The 17,997-nt window shown below is 52.5% G+C and carries 12 protein-coding genes and 5 pseudogenes; 11 read left to right on the forward strand and 6 right to left on the reverse strand.

Annotated elements, in window-relative coordinates; translation table 11 throughout:
• The first annotated feature begins 723 nt into the window (after positions 1-723).
• Genes ACOZ32_RS00270 through ACOZ32_RS00280 form a run of 3 tightly spaced genes read left to right on the forward strand, consistent with a single transcriptional unit; the run spans position 724 to position 2,800 of the window.
• Complete coding sequence (locus ACOZ32_RS00270) at positions 724-1,068, forward strand: DUF7344 domain-containing protein (protein WP_424334775.1); 345 nt, start codon at positions 724-726, stop codon at positions 1,066-1,068.
• Positions 1,065-1,754: a hypothetical protein gene (locus ACOZ32_RS00275; RefSeq protein ID WP_424334764.1), complete on the forward strand. Its 690-nt coding sequence runs from the start codon at positions 1,065-1,067 to the stop codon at positions 1,752-1,754. The genes ACOZ32_RS00270 and ACOZ32_RS00275 overlap by 4 nt, the downstream gene beginning before the upstream one ends.
• Positions 1,751-2,800: a restriction endonuclease gene (locus ACOZ32_RS00280; protein ID WP_424334765.1), complete on the forward strand. Its 1,050-nt coding sequence runs from the start codon at positions 1,751-1,753 to the stop codon at positions 2,798-2,800. Before ACOZ32_RS00275 ends, ACOZ32_RS00280 begins: the two co-directional genes overlap by 4 nt.
• Before the next feature lie 1,082 nt (positions 2,801-3,882).
• Here the strand turns inward: ACOZ32_RS00280 and ACOZ32_RS00285 are convergent.
• Both ACOZ32_RS00285 and ACOZ32_RS00290 read right to left on the reverse strand, forming a co-directional pair.
• A pseudogene (locus ACOZ32_RS00285) lies at positions 3,883-4,911 on the reverse strand (nucleotide sugar dehydrogenase); the annotation flags it as partial.
• 138 nt (positions 4,912-5,049) lie between these two features.
• Positions 5,050-6,036, reverse strand: coding sequence for an SDR family NAD(P)-dependent oxidoreductase (locus tag ACOZ32_RS00290; RefSeq protein WP_424334766.1), 987 nt, complete (start codon positions 6,034-6,036; stop codon positions 5,050-5,052).
• 121 nt (positions 6,037-6,157) lie between these two features.
• On the opposite strand from ACOZ32_RS00290, the gene aglF reads away from it, so the two are divergent.
• The gene (gene aglF, locus ACOZ32_RS00295; RefSeq protein ID WP_424334767.1) at positions 6,158-6,883 is read left to right on the forward strand and encodes a UTP--glucose-1-phosphate uridylyltransferase AglF; all 726 of its coding nucleotides are present in this window, start codon (positions 6,158-6,160) and stop codon (positions 6,881-6,883) included.
• 43 nt (positions 6,884-6,926) lie between these two features.
• Here the strand turns inward: aglF and ACOZ32_RS00300 are convergent.
• A pseudogene (locus tag ACOZ32_RS00300) lies at positions 6,927-7,145 on the reverse strand (IS5/IS1182 family transposase); the annotation flags it as partial.
• Positions 7,146-7,265: 120 nt separating this feature from the next.
• Here ACOZ32_RS00300 and ACOZ32_RS00305 point away from each other — a divergent pair.
• Positions 7,266-8,549 carry a sulfatase gene (locus tag ACOZ32_RS00305; protein WP_424334768.1) on the forward strand — a complete coding sequence of 428 codons (1,284 nt, stop codon included), beginning with the start codon at positions 7,266-7,268 and terminating at the stop codon, positions 8,547-8,549.
• Complete coding sequence (locus ACOZ32_RS00310; protein ID WP_424334769.1) at positions 8,546-9,589, forward strand: polysaccharide pyruvyl transferase family protein; 1,044 nt, start codon at positions 8,546-8,548, stop codon at positions 9,587-9,589. Before ACOZ32_RS00305 ends, ACOZ32_RS00310 begins: the two co-directional genes overlap by 4 nt.
• 448 nt (positions 9,590-10,037) lie before the next feature.
• On the opposite strand, the pseudogene ACOZ32_RS00315 reads toward ACOZ32_RS00310, so the two are convergent.
• The 3 genes and pseudogenes from ACOZ32_RS00315 to ACOZ32_RS00325 form a co-directional block, all read right to left on the reverse strand.
• A pseudogene (locus tag ACOZ32_RS00315) lies at positions 10,038-10,376 on the reverse strand (ISH6 family transposase); the annotation flags it as partial.
• A gap of 15 nt (positions 10,377-10,391) precedes the next feature.
• Complete coding sequence (locus tag ACOZ32_RS00320) at positions 10,392-11,666, reverse strand: IS4 family transposase (protein ID WP_136361736.1); 1,275 nt, start codon at positions 11,664-11,666, stop codon at positions 10,392-10,394.
• A 115-nt stretch (positions 11,667-11,781) separates the two neighbouring features.
• Positions 11,782-12,792, reverse strand: a pseudogene (locus tag ACOZ32_RS00325) (ISH6 family transposase); the annotation flags it as partial.
• 164 nt (positions 12,793-12,956) lie between these two features.
• Between ACOZ32_RS00325 and ACOZ32_RS00330 the strand changes: the two are divergent.
• The 5 genes and pseudogenes from ACOZ32_RS00330 to ACOZ32_RS00350 form a co-directional block, all read left to right on the forward strand.
• Positions 12,957-13,337 carry a hypothetical protein gene (locus ACOZ32_RS00330; protein WP_424334770.1) on the forward strand — a complete coding sequence of 127 codons (381 nt, stop codon included), beginning with the start codon at positions 12,957-12,959 and terminating at the stop codon, positions 13,335-13,337.
• A 199-nt stretch (positions 13,338-13,536) separates the two neighbouring features.
• Positions 13,537-13,851 (forward strand): hypothetical protein, encoded by a 315-nt coding sequence (locus tag ACOZ32_RS00335; RefSeq protein ID WP_424334771.1) that lies wholly within the window; start codon positions 13,537-13,539, stop codon positions 13,849-13,851.
• A gap of 316 nt (positions 13,852-14,167) precedes the next feature.
• A complete protein-coding gene (locus ACOZ32_RS00340; protein ID WP_424334772.1) occupies positions 14,168-15,574 on the forward strand; it encodes a polysaccharide biosynthesis C-terminal domain-containing protein in 1,407 nt (468 codons plus the stop codon).
• Positions 15,575-15,673: 99 nt separating this feature from the next.
• Positions 15,674-16,789: a sugar-transfer associated ATP-grasp domain-containing protein gene (locus ACOZ32_RS00345; protein ID WP_424334773.1), complete on the forward strand. Its 1,116-nt coding sequence runs from the start codon at positions 15,674-15,676 to the stop codon at positions 16,787-16,789.
• A gap of 488 nt (positions 16,790-17,277) precedes the next feature.
• Positions 17,278-17,997 (forward strand): annotated as a pseudogene (locus ACOZ32_RS00350) (ISH3 family transposase); the annotation flags it as partial.

Genomic DNA, 17,997 nt, shown 5'->3' on the forward strand with positions numbered 1-17,997 from the left:
TTGTCTAAGAAACCTAATTGCCGGGGATTTCATACCGCAAGGGGTGGATAATTAGGGAGAATATTTCTGTGTATTAATCTATTATAGCAATATCTCTTGTAGGGAACAGTCCAATTTCAATAGATAAAACACAACGAGACTCGCAACCCCCCACGAAGTACCGCGGGAGTGGGGGCTGTGAGAGACTTGTTTTTAACTACCGGAGGTAGTGGAGTGTGAATTAATAGGTCGATAACACTACAAGGAGATTCTTGCGGTACAGGCGTTCAAAGACGCAAATACGCGATCCAGGGTTTGTGACAGCGATATAAAAGTCACAATCGCTCTTACACAGAACTAGCACGATTCTCGCGCAATCCCCCGGCGCAGGCACGCCGGAGGAATCGTGCTGCCACACCGATGACAGCAAGCCAAATTACCAGGGTCAACAGTGATAACTCTGTCTCACAGAGCGCCACTCTTGAACACGACCCACTGACACACCATGCCGTACAATTCGCACGCCAGCGAACTGACACAGCCGACGACGACAGCAGTCCCACAGGTACCCAGCTGCGCGAACCGATACCGCAGTATCTACCATGGCACCTACACGACCTCGACGAACACCGCCCCGACGACACCTCGTCGAGAACTCGTCAGGCGCATCGACGAACCACACCTATTGCGGGGGCGGTCTGAATGGACGATACAACCGGCGACACGGCGTCGCTCGCCATCCCGATGGATCCCGACGTCGCGTTCAACGCAATCTCGAATAGTCGTCGGCGCCGCGTCTTGTTATCGTTGTCACGCACCCACGGCGAGCTCACCGCTAACGAACTCGCCTTCGAAATCGCGGCCATCGAAAATTCAGTCGACCCCAGCAAAGTCGGCAGTGACGAGCGGACGTCCGTCTACATCACGCTTACCCAATCACATCTTGGGACGCTCGCTGAGTGCGGTGCCATCGACTATGATGGCCGTTCGAAGACTGCAACTGCAACGGATGCAACCGAGCCGCTCGCCGAATACATCCGCCGACTCCAAACAGCGTGCTACAAGCCAGAATCAGAGGAAACCACATGACGGACAGCCACCAGCCAGCACTCGCGGCGCTTCGAGACATCGACGCTCGCTTCCACCGGCAGCTGGAGGCGGTCGCCACCGCTGACGAGACAGCAGCTACACCAGTCAGAGATCCAGTTGCCACGTTGCGGCGCGCCCGCGCTCAGATCGACGCTGCACTACTCAAACACCAGCAACAAACCGACGACGAGACACTCCCAGACGGTGGAACGTGCGTCATCCAGTGGAACCCGCCCGGTACACCACCCCGACGGCTCGTCCTCGATCCCAAAGACGGCGACAGCTGGACTCGCCGTGAACTCGAATGGACAGGAGACGGCTGGCGTGTCTGTAGTCGTGACACCGTCGACGACGTTGCGATACGCGCCCCGGCGGAACCACGCTACCCGAATCCCGTGGACCCGCCGACGATCAACACGCTGCTCGAGTGGATTCGAGGCAGCTGGACGAATCCGGATCCAGACGTCCTCGTCTTCGATGCAACGGCAACCACCGAACAGGGCGTCCTCGTAGCTGTCGACGGTGAACTCCGCTACCGAGAAGCCGACAGCCACCGATGGGTTACAGTCACCGACGAAAACGAACTCTACCACCATCTCCAACAGCAAGGCCAACCCACGCTCACGTCGCTTGCAGAGACGCCGCTGACGCGACAGCACTTCACACCAAGCCCACTCACACGATGACATCGGATGAATCCCCACTCCCAGACGGGTACAACGAACACCTGCGCGGGCTCACGGAAGCGATCGAGTCCGTTCGTGACACCCTCAAAACCGACCATACGCTCACCACTGACCAGCAGATGTTCGCCCGCCGACTCCTGTACTTAGCGAACGAGCCAATCAAGGAGGCCAAATCTCTCCTCCCCGAGCCCAACCAAGCTGATGCAGCGACGGACGAACGGTCCTCGAGTTCGGCAAGCGACTACATGGAGTTGGTCACCCAGATCGAACAGGAGTTGTGCTGGCTGATTCGATCACTGCAAGCAACGCAACCCGCAGCCCATCACTACGACGAACCACCCGCTGAGAAGTTCACAACAGCCCTTGAGTACGCTACCGCACTCAGAGACATCCTCCCATCAGTCCCAGAAGACAGCCCAGTACTTGCCGACCAAGCGGACCTCAGTCTCAAGGAGGTCGACCCACACGTTGGCGGGCGTGGTGATAGTGACGGCCGGTGGCTCGAGTACCAACTAGAGCGAGCACTAGGACGGTGGGGATACCGTGCAGATACCCGCCAACACCTCTTCAGCCTCGAGGTCGACATCGTCGCCACGCGGAGGGAGAAACAACAGGAGCCAAGCGACTGGATCGTCGCCCAATGTAAGGACTGGACGAGCGATCCGATCACGCCAGCAGTCCTCTTCCGGTTGTGTACCGTGGCGTTCGCGTGCCGAGCGATGCCAGTACTCTGCCACACAACCGAACTAACGCCGCGAGCCGAACAACTCGCCCGTGAATTCGAAGTGCGAGTCCTCGATCTAACCGATCTCGAACGTGCTGAGTTGCCTACCCCACAGGTTGCCAGGCCAACGGCAGAATTCCGGGAATGGCAGCCACAGTACCGCGCTCGCGACGACCGAGGTTCACTCCCGTTGATGTTCTACAACGAGCCCGGGAAACGATTCAGCTACGTCCCAGGATTCACCCCCGTGGGCAAAGACGCCGACTACGAACCAATCGAGAGTGATCGGGATGACGATACGCACCCCGCTGCCGATCATTAAACTGGCCCCGAGCAAACCGAGTTCCTAACCCGCTAGATTCGGAAATCCGCCTACCGAACGCTTCGATTTCTGGAGAGGGAACCACGTTGTCGATTCAACATGGGTTAGGACATATGGAGTCTCCCTAATGCGGTCGCTCAGGACGAACTCGACTGAAATGTGGTGTGAAAGAGCGATGACTTGGTGAATGGTCCAAAGATGAGTATAGGATGTATATTTCACACCCCGGCCAGTAGTGTATTGGCACGGGGTTCGTTACAATTACAGCAGTTTCAGACAGGGTTTGCTGTAGTGAAGCAGGGGCTAGTACACTTGGATGATGGCCAGCCGCGAAATCCTGTTCACATGACCTAAGACTGAATTTACACATCCATCCGGTCCAATACCCGCTCCGAAAACCGTAATGGCAACCAGTAACACTTGACATCCTCCTCCGCGTAAACGCGGAGGAATCCCGAGCGGTGGGAGTTTCAGGTTTGCAGTCCAATCACCGGACTACCAGCCCTTTCGGGCACGGGTAGGCCCACGGTATCGGACTGGTGGACTGCTGGCCATGCCAAGTGGCCATTCGTCTTTAGTTAAGAGCGAAACCGCCACATGGCGTAGGGCTGAACAGTGAAGAGAAGATTTCTATTCGCCCAAGACCAATCCGATATTAATTTAGCTAGGTCGTGGTTTTGAATGACGCTCTAAGAAGTTCGTGCACTCGGTGCACGAACTTCTCTACGAGTTAGAGCGTTTTCTGTTGCGGATAATCAGCTCTCGCGTCTGTTTGATTTGGTCTTCATCGTTCTGAAAATATGCTGTGAGGATGGCTTCAACGATCTCGGAGCGGCTTGCTCCGAGATCTGAACACTCATCGACGAGTGAATCGAGTTCATCAACGAGTTCAGTTCGGATGGAGACGCCCATTTTGGTTCGAGCCATAGTCTTAGACGCTCTTAGAAATACGTGCACCGGGTGCACGGTAAGATTATCGTCTTATTTCGATTTAGGTTAAAATATTATCAAAAGAGATCTCAGCCGCGTCTTGCACAGCGAAGAGATCCTACCGCTGTCACGCGATTTCTTAACTAAAGACGAATGGCCCGGGAGTTCCTGACGTCGTCAGTCCCGGGCTTGAACGCGAGCCCGAGGACGGCGACGCGTTTGTTCCTGACGTCGACGTGGTCGTCCATGAACGAGAGGAGTCGCTTCGGTTGCTCGTCGTTCACCTCCGTCGCGGCGTCGAGCATGCGCGGTTCGTAGTCGTGCTGACGGGCCGCTGCGCGGATCGCGGCGGTGTCCTTGGGGAAGCAGCTGCCGCCCCACCCGAGCCCGCTGCGGAGGAACTGTGCGCCGATACGGTCGTCGAGGCCGATCGCGTCGGCGACCTCGTAAGCGTCGACGCCGATCTCCTTGCAGATGTTCCCGATGTCGTTGATGAGGGAGACTTTGGCCGCGAGGAATGCGTTGTTCGCGTACTTGATCATCTCCGCCGTCCGGGTGTCGGTTTCGACTACTGGGGCGTCGGTCTGGTCGATGAGCGGGTCGAACACGTCGTGCATGTCCGCGAGTGCGCGGTCGGCGTCGGCACCGAGGACGACCTTGTCCGGGTCGAGGAAGTCGTGGACAGCTGTTCCTTCTCGGAGGAACTCGGGGTTCATGCCGACGCCGAAGTCCTCGCCAGCGGTTTGCTTGGTTTCTCTCTCGAGGATGGGAGTGATTTCGTCCTCAGTGGAGCCGGGTACGACCGTGCTCTTCACAACGACAGTGTGCCAGTCGTCCTTGTCGGCGAGGGTTTCGCCCAGTTGGGCGGCGCCGGCCTCCATGATCGAGAGGTCGATACTGCCGTCATCGTTTTGCGGCGTCGGGAGACAGAGGAAGGTCGCGCCGGTGTCGAGGAGCTCGGCGTAGTCGGTGGTGGCGCGGAGGCGGTTTGTGCTGTTGGAGCCGGCGTGTTTCTCGAGGAGTTCCGGGAGGCCACCCTCGTGGATGGGTGCTTCGCCGGCGTTGATGGCGTCGACGATGTCCTGGTCGATGTCGATGTTAACGACGTCGTGGCCGAGATCCGCGTAGCAGGCCGCGATTGTGGTGCCGACGTAGCCGCTGCCGACGACGGAGAGATGCATTGAGCGTTGGTTCGTCGGTCGGTTATTCAGGTTTTGGTTTACGAACGAGCATATTCAAATCCCTGAATAGAGTTTCCTTATCGGCGGCAACTCATTCGGGGGCTTGGGAGAGGGATTGCAGGGAGAAGTGTTCGTCCCTTACGAACTCAGAACAAGGGGCTCGTACCAGTCGCGGTTCTGCTGATACCAGCTGATGAACTCTTTCACGCCTTCCCTGATGTCACGACTCGGTTCGTAGCCGATGAGCTCGTTTGCTTTCGAGATGTCTGCGTGCGTGTGTTCGGCATCACTGTCGTGGCGGTCTGCAAACTCGATCTCGAGCGTTGGGTCGATCTCGTCACGGACTGCCTTCGCGAGCGTGAGGATGTCGATGTTGTCCGTCGACCCGATGTTCATGATTTCGCCGTCCGAACTATCGTCAGTGAGGAGTTTCCGGTTGGCGTCGACGACATCGTCGATATAGGTGAAGTCCCGTGTTTGCGACCCGTCACCGTAAACGACTGGCGATTTCCCGTTGATACACCGGGAGACGAAATTGGAGATCGCCATGTTGGGCCGCATCCGGGGTCCGTACACGGTGAAGTACCGAAGTGAGACTGTGGGGAGGTCGTGGACCTCATTGTAGATTCGCGTGTAGTGTTCAGCAGCGAGTTTGGACGCGCCGTACGGAGAGACAGGCTCGTTTGGGTGGTCTTCGTCATAGGGGAGGTACTCCGGTTTCCCGTACACGGAGGAAGAAGAGGCGTTGACGAAACGCTCAATACCGTGTTCCCGGATTGCTTCGAGGAGGTTGAGCGTGCCAGTTACGTTGTAGTCGTTGACCTTCTTGGGCTCCTCCACGCTCGTTCGTACCCCTGCCTGGGCGGCCTGGTGGAAGATCACGTCCGCATTGGCGACGAGGTCGTCGACGAGTTCTGCGTCGGTTACGCTCCCTTCGACGAGTTCGTAGCTTCCGTCGCTTTGTGATGCTGCTTCTCTTGCGATTTCGACGTTGTGTCTCTTCAGCCCAGTATCGTAGTACGGCTCGAAATTGTCCAGAACGGTAACGTCGTGTCCGTCTTCGGCGACGGATTCGGCGATGTGGCCGCCGATGAATCCGGCGCCGCCTGTAACCAGAATGTGCATACAATAGCCCTACAGAAGCGACCTAAAGAGGTTGTCGTCTCACTTTCACGAATTTGGAGCGCCCATCTAGTTGATAGAGTGAAAAGACATATTGCTCTGTGTCAGAATAGCGTTGATAGTCATGAAAGCCGTCGTACTTGCTGCCGGCGAGGGGACGCGCCTGCGTCCGCTCACGGAGGACAAACCGAAGGGGATGGTCGAGGTCGACGGGAAGCCGATTTTGACTCACTGTTTCGAACAGATGGAAGAGCTCGGTGCCGACGAACTCGTGGTTGTTGTCGGCTACATGAAGGAGAACATCATCGAACACTACGGTGACGAGTTCGAAGGCGTGCCGATTACGTATGCACACCAGCGCGAGCAGAAGGGGCTTGCCCATGCGCTGTTGACTGTCGAGGAGCACATCGACGACGACTTCATGCTGATTCTCGGGGACAACATCTTCCAGGCGAATCTGGAGGACGTGGTTCGTCGTCAGCAGGAGGAACGGGCAGATGCAGCGTTCCTCGTGGAGGAAGTGGATTTGGACGAAGCGAGTCGGTACGGGGTGTGTGATACGAACAAGTACGGCGAGATTACTGACGTGGTGGAGAAGCCAGAAGATCCGCCGTCGAACCTGGTAATGACTGGGTTCTACACGTTCAGTCCGGCCATCTTCCACGCGTGTCACCTCGTGCAGCCGTCTAACAGGGGCGAGTACGAGATTTCAGAGGCGATTGACTTGCTGATACAGAGTGGGCGGACGATTGATGCGATTGGGTTGGAAGGATGGCGAATTGACGTTGGGTATCCCGAGGATCGGGACGAGGCAGAGGAGCGGTTACAGGGGAAGGAATTGGAAGCGTAACTTGGGCAAAATAGGAAATAGTGAGGGTGTCATAGAATTCTTCTTACACTGTGATGATCGTGCTTCCCGGATTGTCCCCGCGTTCATAGTTCTTAATAGTGACGACAAGGCGAAGGATGAAACACGTTCGCCCGTGCGTGGACATGGCCTATTGCTTCAGCTGGACGTCCTTACTATGCTTTTCGATGCGATCTTCGATCCTGTACTCAATATCTTTCGGTTCACCAAGGTTCCGTGCGTTGTACGAGGCGACTGGCACGACTCTGCAGCCAGCGGTGGTCGAACACCTCGTCAATGAATCACACTTTTTAACTGGGTTTTTATATCCACGTGTCATCGTAGCTAATAAGTGAGATTCATGAGAAGTATGTTCCAACATAGTATGTCGGCTGTCGATAACATAATTATATTATCAGTAGATGCCCTACGAGCTGATCATCTGGGCTGCTATGGGTATTCTCGGGATACATCGCCAAATATCGATAAGCTTGCTAAAGATAATGCGCAGTTCATAAATGCCTATAGTGCTAGTTCACACACTCGTGAAGCGGTTCCCTCCCTGCTAACTGGAGAATATCCTGATGAAGCCGTTAGCGAAAGTTACCATTTAAATACGACAACAATCGCCGAACACCTTCAGGATGAGGGCTATCAAACCGGTGGCTTCCATTCAAACCCGTATGTATCGCGCGCCTACGGGTTTAATAATGGATTTGATAAATTTTATGACGATCTTCATCTAGCACAAAATAAATTGATAGCACTTGCACAGCGTGCATTAGATAAACTTCGAAATAGGCACTACGCTCGTGCATCGGAAATTAACAAAAAATCGTTAGACTGGTTAGATTCACTTGATTCCGATCAACCGTTCTTTCTCTGGAACCACTATATGGATCCACACGGACCATATGAGCCAATCGAAGAATACCGCAAACAGTTCCATGACGAGTCTGTGTCGGATAGGAAGGCTCAGAAATTGTATAAACAGGCAATCAAGAATCCGGAATCGGTAACAGATAAAGAGCAAGAAAAATTGCTCAACTTATACGATGCTGAAATTCAGTATACTGATAACTATATTGAGAAGTTCTTTGATAAACTTGAAGATCGAGGACTAATTTCTGAATCTCTCATCATTCTCACATCGGATCATGGCGATCTATTCGGTGAACACGGGTACTATGAACATCCTCGTTATCCCTTCAAAGAGTTGGTTCATATCCCACTTATTATTATACATCCATCATACACAGATCTGAGGGTAGAAACGCCTGTTAGTAGTATTGACATTGTTTCGTCTGTGCTCAATCAGTACACTGGAACTGAACCTGCGATACCTGGACATCGGCTTCTTCCAGCGAATCCATCTCCAGATCAAGAAATTAAGCGCGATATAGTTTATGCGCAAGCATCAACGACTGACAACGGAACACTATATAGACGATTTGCTGCTTTTAATCAAGACAATTGGAAGATGGTAGAATACGAGCTAGTTGAAGAGGAGGTCGTTGCTTCACCGCCAGAACCAGAAACCAGTCTTGAGCGACAACTCATTGACCACGCTGAGAAGAGGATCGGTAGGAAACAACTGACGGATGAGAAGAATGACAGTGCGGCTGAAGAAGTAAATGATCGACTTGAAGCGCTCGGGTATAAAGAATGACGAGCTATATCCTTGAGCAACTGAGTGGGAATGTACTGCTTGTGGGTGGATATGGAGTTGGTAATGTTGGCGACGAAGCGATACTAACCGGACTGCTAAAAGATTCATCCAATAATATAGACGAAATTACAGTTGTTACACATGATGAAAGGGAAACGGAAGCCCTGCACAGAGGCGAACCACCAGAAACCACCACTCTGAACGCCATCGAGCCATCTCCAGCCAAGTTAGGTAAAGAACTATTCAGGAATGATCACTTCGTATTCGGTGGTGGTGGACTCTTCTCCCACTATATGGGTCCTTACGCCAAAAAAATCCCTTACTATGCTATGGCAGCAAAAACACTTGGAAAATCTATCCACTGGACTGCCATCGGAGTTTACTCATCTACTCCAGAGATAACCAAGAAGGCACTCAAATTCGCGATGAATCAGTCCGATACTGTGTCAGTTCGGGATCCGATTAGCAAAGCAGTCTTATCTGATACTGGAGTTTGTCAAGTAACTCTGGTTGACGATCCAGCAACAAAACTACAGCCAGATCGCAAGTGGGGTGAAAAATCACTTTACGACCATGGGATTGATCCGGAGGAGGACATTTTTGCAATCGCTGCACGGAGAGTTAAGGATAAAGATTTGAATGAACAACTGTGGCGGACTTACAGATATATTTCGCATAAGGCCAAAGATCTTGGCTACAAAGTTGTATTCATTCCATTTTGTCGACATTCATATGAATCTTTGGGTATGGACCACAGGACCTGTGAATCTCTATCGAGTAGCGTCGGTGATGCTCCAGTTATCTCATATAACCATCCAAATGAAGCACTCAGTATAGTTTCGGCAATGGATGGTATTTTGGCAACAAGACTTCACTCGATGATTTTTGCCTATGTTAGTAGTACCCCATTTGTCGCGATTGAATATGCTGATAAAGTAACATCTCTTCTTAAACACTATGGAAAAGAAACCCATGGTGTACCGCTTAAAGATGCCAATAGTACTGTAGTAGAAGAGACAGTTGATGATCTGATATTCTGAACGAGATATTATCTGATTCCCTACTAATTGAAAAAACTGCACTCAGTTTCTTTCTCTATTCCCCTCCGGAGTTATATAATTCAATGGCATGTGAAATGGGTTTCAGTGATGGATTCTCTTCTTATTATTTTTATTATTTTTGAATATTATCTCGATCCCGGCAGATTTGGGCTACGTGAAGACTATGTATCGAATACAGTCACCTTGGTCGAGCAGGACAACGACGATGCCACTGTGGCCATCCATGACGCAATTGACCGTGCGCAGGGTAGCATGACCGTCGTTCCGCCTTCTGACAAGGATTATCTCCTTTCAAATCAGCCGCAAGTCCCCGACAACACCAAACTCTACATTTGTGCTGGACCGACTATCCGCGTCGAGAACAATTTCGTTCCGTCGCAGATCACCACTCTCAACGACCAAGATCTCGGTCGCGTCGCAAAGCGGTCTAGAGTTTGCCTCTGGTGCTCTCAATTGAGAGGTCACAGCTCATTGCTGTTTTGGTCGATCGCTGGAGCAGTTCGTCAAGGAACGACTGGTAGCGCTCTGGATCGGCGTACTTCACGAGCCGAAGCTGGAGTATCGCCTCTAACCCCTCAGTCGTCCAGCGCATCCACTGGTTCTTGCAGCGCTTGCTGACTTCGCCCATCAGCCGTTCGACGGGGTTCGAGGTCCACGGCACCTCGAACCCCTCGACGGCCTGCTCGGCAAATGTCACGATTGACGGCAGCCACCGCCGAAGATACCCCGCTGCCTTCTCTGAGCCGTACTGGTCTAACTGCCAGGCTGCATTCGTCTTTAGCTAAGACTCACACCTCGGTTGCGTAGCGGTAGCGAGCGTCTCCTGTAAGACCGGACGTTGCTGGTGAATCTTCTGAGCATCCTCGATCAGCCGCTCCAGCAACGGCGGTGGTGAGTAACCGAGATACTCACCGAGTTCGTGGAGGATGAGCTGGGCGTGCGACCGGAAGGTCGCCGCCCAGCGTTCTGGCGGAAACACGATCTCGTCATCAGCCTGCTCGGTCACCAGATCCAACAGCTCACGACTCACCAGCAGCGACAGCAACGCCGCATACAGCAGAATTCTCACGATATCCGGGTCGCTTGTGTCGAACTCGTCCAACTCGTACTGCGTCTTCAGTTCACGAAACAGCGTTTCTACCTCCCACCGACACCGATACAGCGTTGCTAAATCCTCCGGGAAGAACTCCTCTCGCGATAGATTCGTGATATACAGATGGTAGTCGTCGGCGTCCTTGTCACGGACGCCGACGACGCGGAACCGCTTCGTGTCCAGCGACCGCGTTCCTTCGTACTGGCCTCGCTTGAACTCCGCTTCGACCTCAACGTCGATGTACTTCCGAGAGAGATCATCGACCACATCGTGGATCTGCTTGCCCTCTAAGGGAATGGCGCGCCCGCGCCATTCCCGTAATTCCTCCGTTATCACCGGATTCGCGTTCTGCTTCAGCCGACTCACGAAGTAGCCGTCGTTCTCGTCGATTAACGCGAACCGGCGGTACTTGAAGTACGCTAGATCGAACAGAACGAGCCGTCCTTGGAGCCACGAACCCGTCTTGAACAGCGTGCTGTCGTGCGCTTTTTCGTCGGTCACGTCGAGTCGTTCAATCGTCTGCTCGGTGGCGTTGTGGAGCAGGTGGAGCTTCGCTCCAGCCTGCTCCTCGTGACGGGCTTGGAACTCATCAGAGAGGAATTCGTGCAACCGCAACACCGTTCCATCAGCGATCATCACGTCTCTGAATCGGTCGATATCAGCGTCAACAGCGTTGGGAACAGCGACCTCGTCGAGACCACGCTCGACGAGGTCGCGGAGATACTCTGCCAACGTCGGCGTCAACCGCTGATGGAATCCACCGGGAGAGATCGTTTCATCAGCTGTGGAGTTGTAGCAGCGTCTGAACCCGGCGAGTGTTCGGCTCTCGCCTGCGGCGAAGCCGAACACGAGCGCCCACACGAGGACGGGAATCTGAAGCTTGCCCTCTCGCTCAACCACGCCGAGTTCCTCGGCGTGCTCTTCGAGGAACTCGGAGGGAAACAGTGTAGTGAGCCGACGCATGATTCTCGTTGAGGAGCGAGGGTTGTGCACAGACTTCTCCTCCTCATTCCTCTCGAAAAGTAGCCTCGATAAGCCGTCGCTGTCACGCGGTTCTCGTCTTAGCTAAAGACGGATGCTGCCAGGCTGTCTTCTCGATACGCTCGGTCGTTCGCGCGATCCGTTCGCGGATCGCCGCGAACTCCTCGTCTGGACGGTGTTTGGCGACCGAATTCTTTAGATGGAACACTTCGTCGATCACTTCCGAGACGATCTCGTTCCGCCGATCCAAGGAGAACACGCTGTCGTCCCAGAGGTTGTAGTCGAGCGTCCGACCGACGTGGACGAGATCGAGTTGGTGATTGCGATTTTCGTCGGTAAAGGCCGTGACGATGCCCTCTTCAGCGTCACTGACGACCGTCGCGTCGTCAGTGACTGCGTCGATGTCATCGAGGTCGGCTGCTGTCTCGTCCCAATCAGCGTTGACCGAGAGATCCAGCAGGGAGCGTGACTCTTCGGCAGTGTCTTCGCCGAGCGTGGCCTGGACGGAGTGGTACGCGCGGTCGTCGTCTTGGCTGTGACACTTCGTGCCGTCAGGAATAACGGCGTCAGCGTCAGTATCAGCGACACAGTCTGGAAGGAACTGCTTGAGTTTGCTGCCGTACTCTTTGGCGCGACGATTGATCGTGGTCGGCGACGGCATCTCCGAGAGGATGCCGTCGCCGTGGTCAGCAGCGTCACGATAGCTGAGCGATGTGGCGAGATCGACGCTTTTGGCGGCGATGTCCTGCTGATAACGGTTTTGCCCGTCGAAGCTGAGAACATCTTCGACGGGCCGGAAGTAGCTGGATTCGTCGTGGTCAGCTGCGGTATCTTCAACGTAGTGAAGGTCGAAGTCATGTTCACCGGCGGTTGTGACGGCTGTGCGAGTATCGGTACCAGCTCGTTGGAAGCGACGGTCACCGTTGCCAGTAGCGTGTTTCTCACCACAGAGCGCCTCGACGCGGCTCGCGTCGAGGCTTTCGACCATCGATTCGAGCAGTACAGATTCGAGGTTCTGCTCGGTAACGAACTCGGCGAGCGTGGCGAGCGGTACTGTTTTGTCCTCGTCGATGCTTATCGTGAACCGCACGTCGATTGTGGCGTGCATGGGACACCTCTTGGGTGGACACCAGAGGCGTCCCGTTCCTCACGGGAGTCAGTTGCTACTGAACTCTAGAGGACTTTGCGACACGACCAAGATCTCTATGCGCTCATCACAAACGCAGACCACAGAGACGGCGACGATACGTCGTTATCGGCAGGAGGGTCATGATGGAGGGGACGACGAAAGACAATACTGTCTCTTGGTCGCTGGCGTTGCTTCACAAGTGTACAAACTCCCAGATTGGGAATGGATCAGACGGCAAGCACGAACTCGACCACGTTCACCACGGCATCAACGTGGGAAGCGAGCGGTATTTCGCAGCTCTCCTCACCGAGAGTGAGGGTTCGGATATTGATAGTATCAACATTACCACACTACCGATGACACTCTCGGCATCCGTCGCTCGTGTGTCAACTGTCGGATTTGCAATTGGCGCGCACGAACCCTCCGCAGGACACGTGCTCAGGCGGCCCACGATGCTGTCCTTGGATCGGCAGGGAATGAGCAAGAGGGCATCGTCACATAGAACGGTCATGGCACGATACTGACCTGACGCAATGGACTAACACTGCTGCTTCCCTCCATTCGACAAAGAGAACAATGAGGAACATCGGTTGCAAGAACGTTAATCAGGGCAGTCCTCATCGGCAACTCTTCACGATCGAGCGTTCACGGGTCTCAGGGTCGGCCGTGAACGGAAGAATACGTATTTGGGGGTCGCACGGCGACGGGACTGGGCTTACTGATATGTCTGCCTCTGACTTCAATTTCGAGATCATGAGGTCTGAAGAAGACACCGCAGGAGTTCAACTCAGAGCCAGCACCATGGATCTCGCAAACATCGTCGTGGATGGGGATCGTCTCGTCGGGGCTGATGTAAACCAAACCAACGGCGTCGACATCAAGCCGAACTCAGGCCAGAGCATCGAAGACGTAACCGTAAATGTCGACTACATCGGAGGGTTTGGCGCAGCGGGTGCTCTCTATGACTTCGACGGCTCGACGGAGGACGTAGACGTTCGATTCAGCGACATTGTCGAGTGTGGATGGGAGTCTACGTGACCGACCAGGTGAGGGGGGTGGACGACTTCCATATTCACGGCGGCAAGATCGAGTCCACACGCAATAACCGCGGTAGATCGCGAGGATCCTGTGGCGTCCAACTCAGCGACGTAAGCGATTCGTCGGTAATCGGTGGGCGTACGGACGTGGTCGACACAGCGTTCCAAGAGGGAGGGATGCCGATTGCAATAACGGCCGTGAGATCGAGACTGAAGCAGTCCAGACATCTGGAACCAATACCCAAGCTGCAGCCAACACTCCGTCTGTTGCATAGAAACAACAACATCTTTGTTAGTCATGGGACTACTGCGGGTAAATGAAAATAGGGCGAACTACATCAATAGTTTTTCTCACTCGGACACTGTCAGCGGTATTATCTTTCATCGGTGTCGCATTCTTTGCAAGAGAAATTGGTGCTGCCGCGCTTGGAATCTTCTTCTTGTTTAGAGCGTCAGTAAGTTTCCTTGGAATTCCAGCAGACTTCGGGCTGCGCATTGCTGTTGAGAGACGGATTAGTGTAAATAACCGTCCTGCAACGGTTTTTTCTACTTCTGCATTACTCAAATTGGCTAGCGTAACTGTGATTAGCTTGTTTATTGTTGCTTTCCGCGGATATTTAACGCAATATATCGGGGCTGATCTAGTCATCCTACTTATACTAGCACTTCTATTTGATCAGCTGTCGGATCTAACTCTTGTCGTACTACGGGGAGAGCATCGTGTCGCTGAATCAGCTGTTGTTGGATTCATATATCGAGTTACTTGGATTGCTGCTGGGACCATTGCAGTGACACAGGGACACGGCGCTACAGGCCTAGCAAGTTCGTTGGTCCTCGGCTATGTCGTCAGGCTAACTCTTGGACTAATTATTCAGGATACTGGATTCGCTTTCCCAAGTTTAGAAATCATTCCTTCCTTGTTACGATATGCTAGCTATAGTAGTATCTCCGTGGTTGGCGGGACAATCCATAACACAATGGATCTCATGATCCTTGGATTCTTCTACGCATCTAGCATGGTTGGAATATATGAAACAGCTTGGCAAATTGGAGGTCCTGTTTTAATACTAACTAAGGCCATCGGTAGCACGATTTTCCCTCAGATCAGCTCTTGGGACGCGTCTGAGTCCTACGAAAAGATCGAAGACCTCATCTCCAAAGTTATCACTCCTTCTCTTAGTGTCGTTATTCCGGCTGTATTTGGAACTGTACTTCTTTCTCGCGAGATACTTGGGGTAATCTATGGTCCAGGATTTATTGCGGGATGGGATGCACTGATAATAATTATCGCAGGTCAAGTTCCTCGCACGATTCGCCATATTGTGGGCCGAACTCTCTTTGCTATGGATAAACCTCGATACGTTGCTATCGGTGGTGTAGTAGATATCTCCCTGAACCTAGTTCTCAATCTAATATTCATCTATTACTTCGGGTTGGTCGGAGCCGCCCTCGGGACAATGTTATCGATGAGTGCAGGCATGATTGTTCGAATATATTTCCTTAAACAATTCGTCTCTCCCCATGTCCCCTATGATGAACTCGCTTGGTGTACAATCTCATCTGTTATTATGGCACTCGTAGTTTATGCTTTGGAGACATTTGTGGGTATAGATTCAGTTGTTGAACTCTTCTTTGTGATTGGAGTTGGAGTCGCTGTTTATTTCCTAGCACTATTTTCATCAACCACATTCCAAAAGAGGTATATTCCCAATAAAGTGCTATAGGACCCCTGACTGCGAAATATGTTGACAATCTATTCTGAGCAGTGTACAATACAGAATTATAATTAAAGGTTAATATGATGTTGGCCAGTAGCGTCCTTTATGTCGATGCTCACACAGGCATATTCAACCTTTAAAGAGACTCACCTTGTACATCTGCTTTCGGCAGGATTCTCTGAGGTCTCACCAAAGATAAGCAAAATCCTCTATCTATTAGATAAAGAATATTCTACTGCCCCGGGTTTTCCTATGCCCATATCTAGACGTCTCTGGCTCTGGAGACACGGTTTCCTCAGTCGATCTGGAGCAATCTTCAACTTAACCGATGATAATATCGGCGAATATGTATCAAATTATGAACAAAGAATGAAACTCAGTCAAATAAATGACAACAATAGAGCGATACTAGAGAATAAAATCGTATTTCATCGAATTCTCTCTGATATCAGCCCATATGCCCCACCTGATCTCGCCGTGATCAAAAACAACGCTTTATATCCTCTCTCAACTGGTGAGCGTCAAGATCCCGTGGACTGGGTGCTGTCAACTCTCCAGAATGATAAGGAGTTGATATTAAAACCAACGACAACCAGCAGTGGGAAGGGAATTTTAAAATTAGTAAATACTGAAAAGTCGTTCACTGTTAATTCAGAGTATAAACGAAAGTCTGAAATTTCCCAGATCATTGAGGAACTTGATGAGTATTTAGTCTCACGTGCTGTTCAGCAACGTGAGTATGCAAATACAATTTTCCCAGATAGTGTTAATACAATTCGTGTGATAACCATGCTAGACCCCGAAACGGGAGAAGCTTTCTCCCCCGCAGCAGTTCATCGGTTTGGCTCAACTGAGTCAGCTCCAACAGATAACTGGGGGCAAGGTGGATACTGTGCTGAAGTTGATCAAGATACTGGTGAACTTAGCAAAGCCACAACTGTTCCCGACGGATCAGTGCAAAGCTGGTACTCAAAACATCCAGATACTGGAGCTCAAATCGAGGGGGCCAGTATCCCAGAATGGGAGACGGTCTTTCAAGAAGTGCTTTCACTTGCAGAGCGTATCCCCTATGTTCCTTACGTAGGGTGGGATATTGTTTTGACTGATGGGGCCTTCGTAATTCTTGAGGGCAATGCACTTCCTGGCATTGAAACACTACAATCCCACAGCTCACTGAAATCCTCCCAAAGGGTACGTAATTTCTACCAACATCATTGCTGAATATGACAGGCATAGACGATAATGAATTAGAAGAAAAGATGAACCAGGGATTCCCGATTCTTCTGGCTGCATTTAGTCTGATATGATGAACTACATTCCCGCAGATTAGACGAGAGATCCATCACCACGATAAGTCTGGAAGACGCTAATAAAGGAAAACGAAGCTGAGTACGAAGCCTGCCGACAATAAAACTCTCCTACCGGTCGTTACGTAACGTACCAAACTCGGCACTGACCTCCTTCACGGGCCATCGAGAACACGCGGCCATGTCGAAAAGCGTCCGTGTTCCGGAACCCGTTCACAAGAAAGCCTAGAAGGTTCAGGAGATGCACGACTAAGCGAGGCGATCTGCCACATGTGCCGCGAAGGTGGCTCCGACGTATAGCAACGCACAGTTACATTTCTATAACGGTAGTACAAAGTCCAAATCCGCCAATACTCAGTACCTCACAAAGCTCGCAAGTTGAAGGAGTCCGCTTGCTGAGTTGTGTCCAAGCAAGCGGACAATGAAATCCACGAGGACCAGCTCCTTAACTTCCTCGTCAACTGCCTTGACGAGGAAGTTTCTCTGAATCTCGCCAACAACGCTGAAATCAATGCAGAGGACATCTACGAGGTCCTCGTCGGCGCAACCGCCGACGGGACCTCGATCTCGACGCTGTGCAACTCCAGTGAAGACTCGCTATCGGCGAACACGATTCTCTATCATCTACGGACGAAGTTCGAGCCGGAACGGCTCGAACGCGTCGCTAACACGCTTCTTCGCCGAGACATCGTTGAGCTGCTTCCCGAGCAGGTGGAGGTCTGCGCAGACCTCCACCTGCGGCCCTACTACGGTGATGAAGACGACACGGAGAACCTCTATCACTCGGAAGCCAAGCGTGGAACCACCGCATTCCACGCCTACGCCACACTCTACGCGCGTGTGAAGAACAAACGCTACACGCTGGCGGTGCGCCGTCTCGAAGACGGCGACACCGCCAGCAGCGTCCTCGCTGAGTTCCTCGGTGTCCTCGACGGCCTTGACACCGAGGTCAAGGCCGTCTACCTTGATCGCGGATTCTACGACAGCAAGTGTCTCACGCTGCTTCAGGCGCACAACTACGCCTACGTAGTCCCGATCATTCAGTGGGGAAAGACGATTCAGCAGGAACTCTCGGAAGGGTGGAGTCCGCGTCATCCAACACGATCTGACAGGGAAACTCGA

Origin of the sequence: Halobacterium sp. MBLA0001 (genome assembly GCF_049705385.1) — an archaeon.
Lineage (GTDB): Archaea > Halobacteriota > Halobacteria > Halobacteriales > Halobacteriaceae > Halobacterium > Halobacterium salinarum.

What these genes read in the sequence shown, in the direction of transcription:
- ACOZ32_RS00270 (WP_424334775.1), top strand. Translation starts at nt 724, where the DNA reads ATGGATCCCGACGTCGCGTTCAACGCAATCTCGAATAGTCGTCGGCGC.
- ACOZ32_RS00275 (WP_424334764.1), top strand. Translation starts at nt 1,065, where the DNA reads ATGACGGACAGCCACCAGCCAGCACTCGCGGCGCTTCGAGACATCGAC.
- ACOZ32_RS00280 (WP_424334765.1), top strand. Translation starts at nt 1,751, where the DNA reads ATGACATCGGATGAATCCCCACTCCCAGACGGGTACAACGAACACCTG.
- ACOZ32_RS00290 (WP_424334766.1), bottom strand. Translation starts at nt 6,036, where the DNA reads ATGCACATTCTGGTTACAGGCGGCGCCGGATTCATCGGCGGCCACATC.
- aglF (WP_424334767.1), top strand. Translation starts at nt 6,158, where the DNA reads ATGAAAGCCGTCGTACTTGCTGCCGGCGAGGGGACGCGCCTGCGTCCG.
- ACOZ32_RS00305 (WP_424334768.1), top strand. Translation starts at nt 7,266, where the DNA reads ATGTCGGCTGTCGATAACATAATTATATTATCAGTAGATGCCCTACGA.
- ACOZ32_RS00310 (WP_424334769.1), top strand. Translation starts at nt 8,546, where the DNA reads ATGACGAGCTATATCCTTGAGCAACTGAGTGGGAATGTACTGCTTGTG.
- ACOZ32_RS00320 (WP_136361736.1), bottom strand. Translation starts at nt 11,666, where the DNA reads ATGCGTCGGCTCACTACACTGTTTCCCTCCGAGTTCCTCGAAGAGCAC.
- ACOZ32_RS00330 (WP_424334770.1), top strand. Translation starts at nt 12,957, where the DNA reads ATGGAGGGGACGACGAAAGACAATACTGTCTCTTGGTCGCTGGCGTTG.
- ACOZ32_RS00335 (WP_424334771.1), top strand. Translation starts at nt 13,537, where the DNA reads ATGTCTGCCTCTGACTTCAATTTCGAGATCATGAGGTCTGAAGAAGAC.
- ACOZ32_RS00340 (WP_424334772.1), top strand. Translation starts at nt 14,168, where the DNA reads ATGAAAATAGGGCGAACTACATCAATAGTTTTTCTCACTCGGACACTG.
- ACOZ32_RS00345 (WP_424334773.1), top strand. Translation starts at nt 15,674, where the DNA reads ATGTCGATGCTCACACAGGCATATTCAACCTTTAAAGAGACTCACCTT.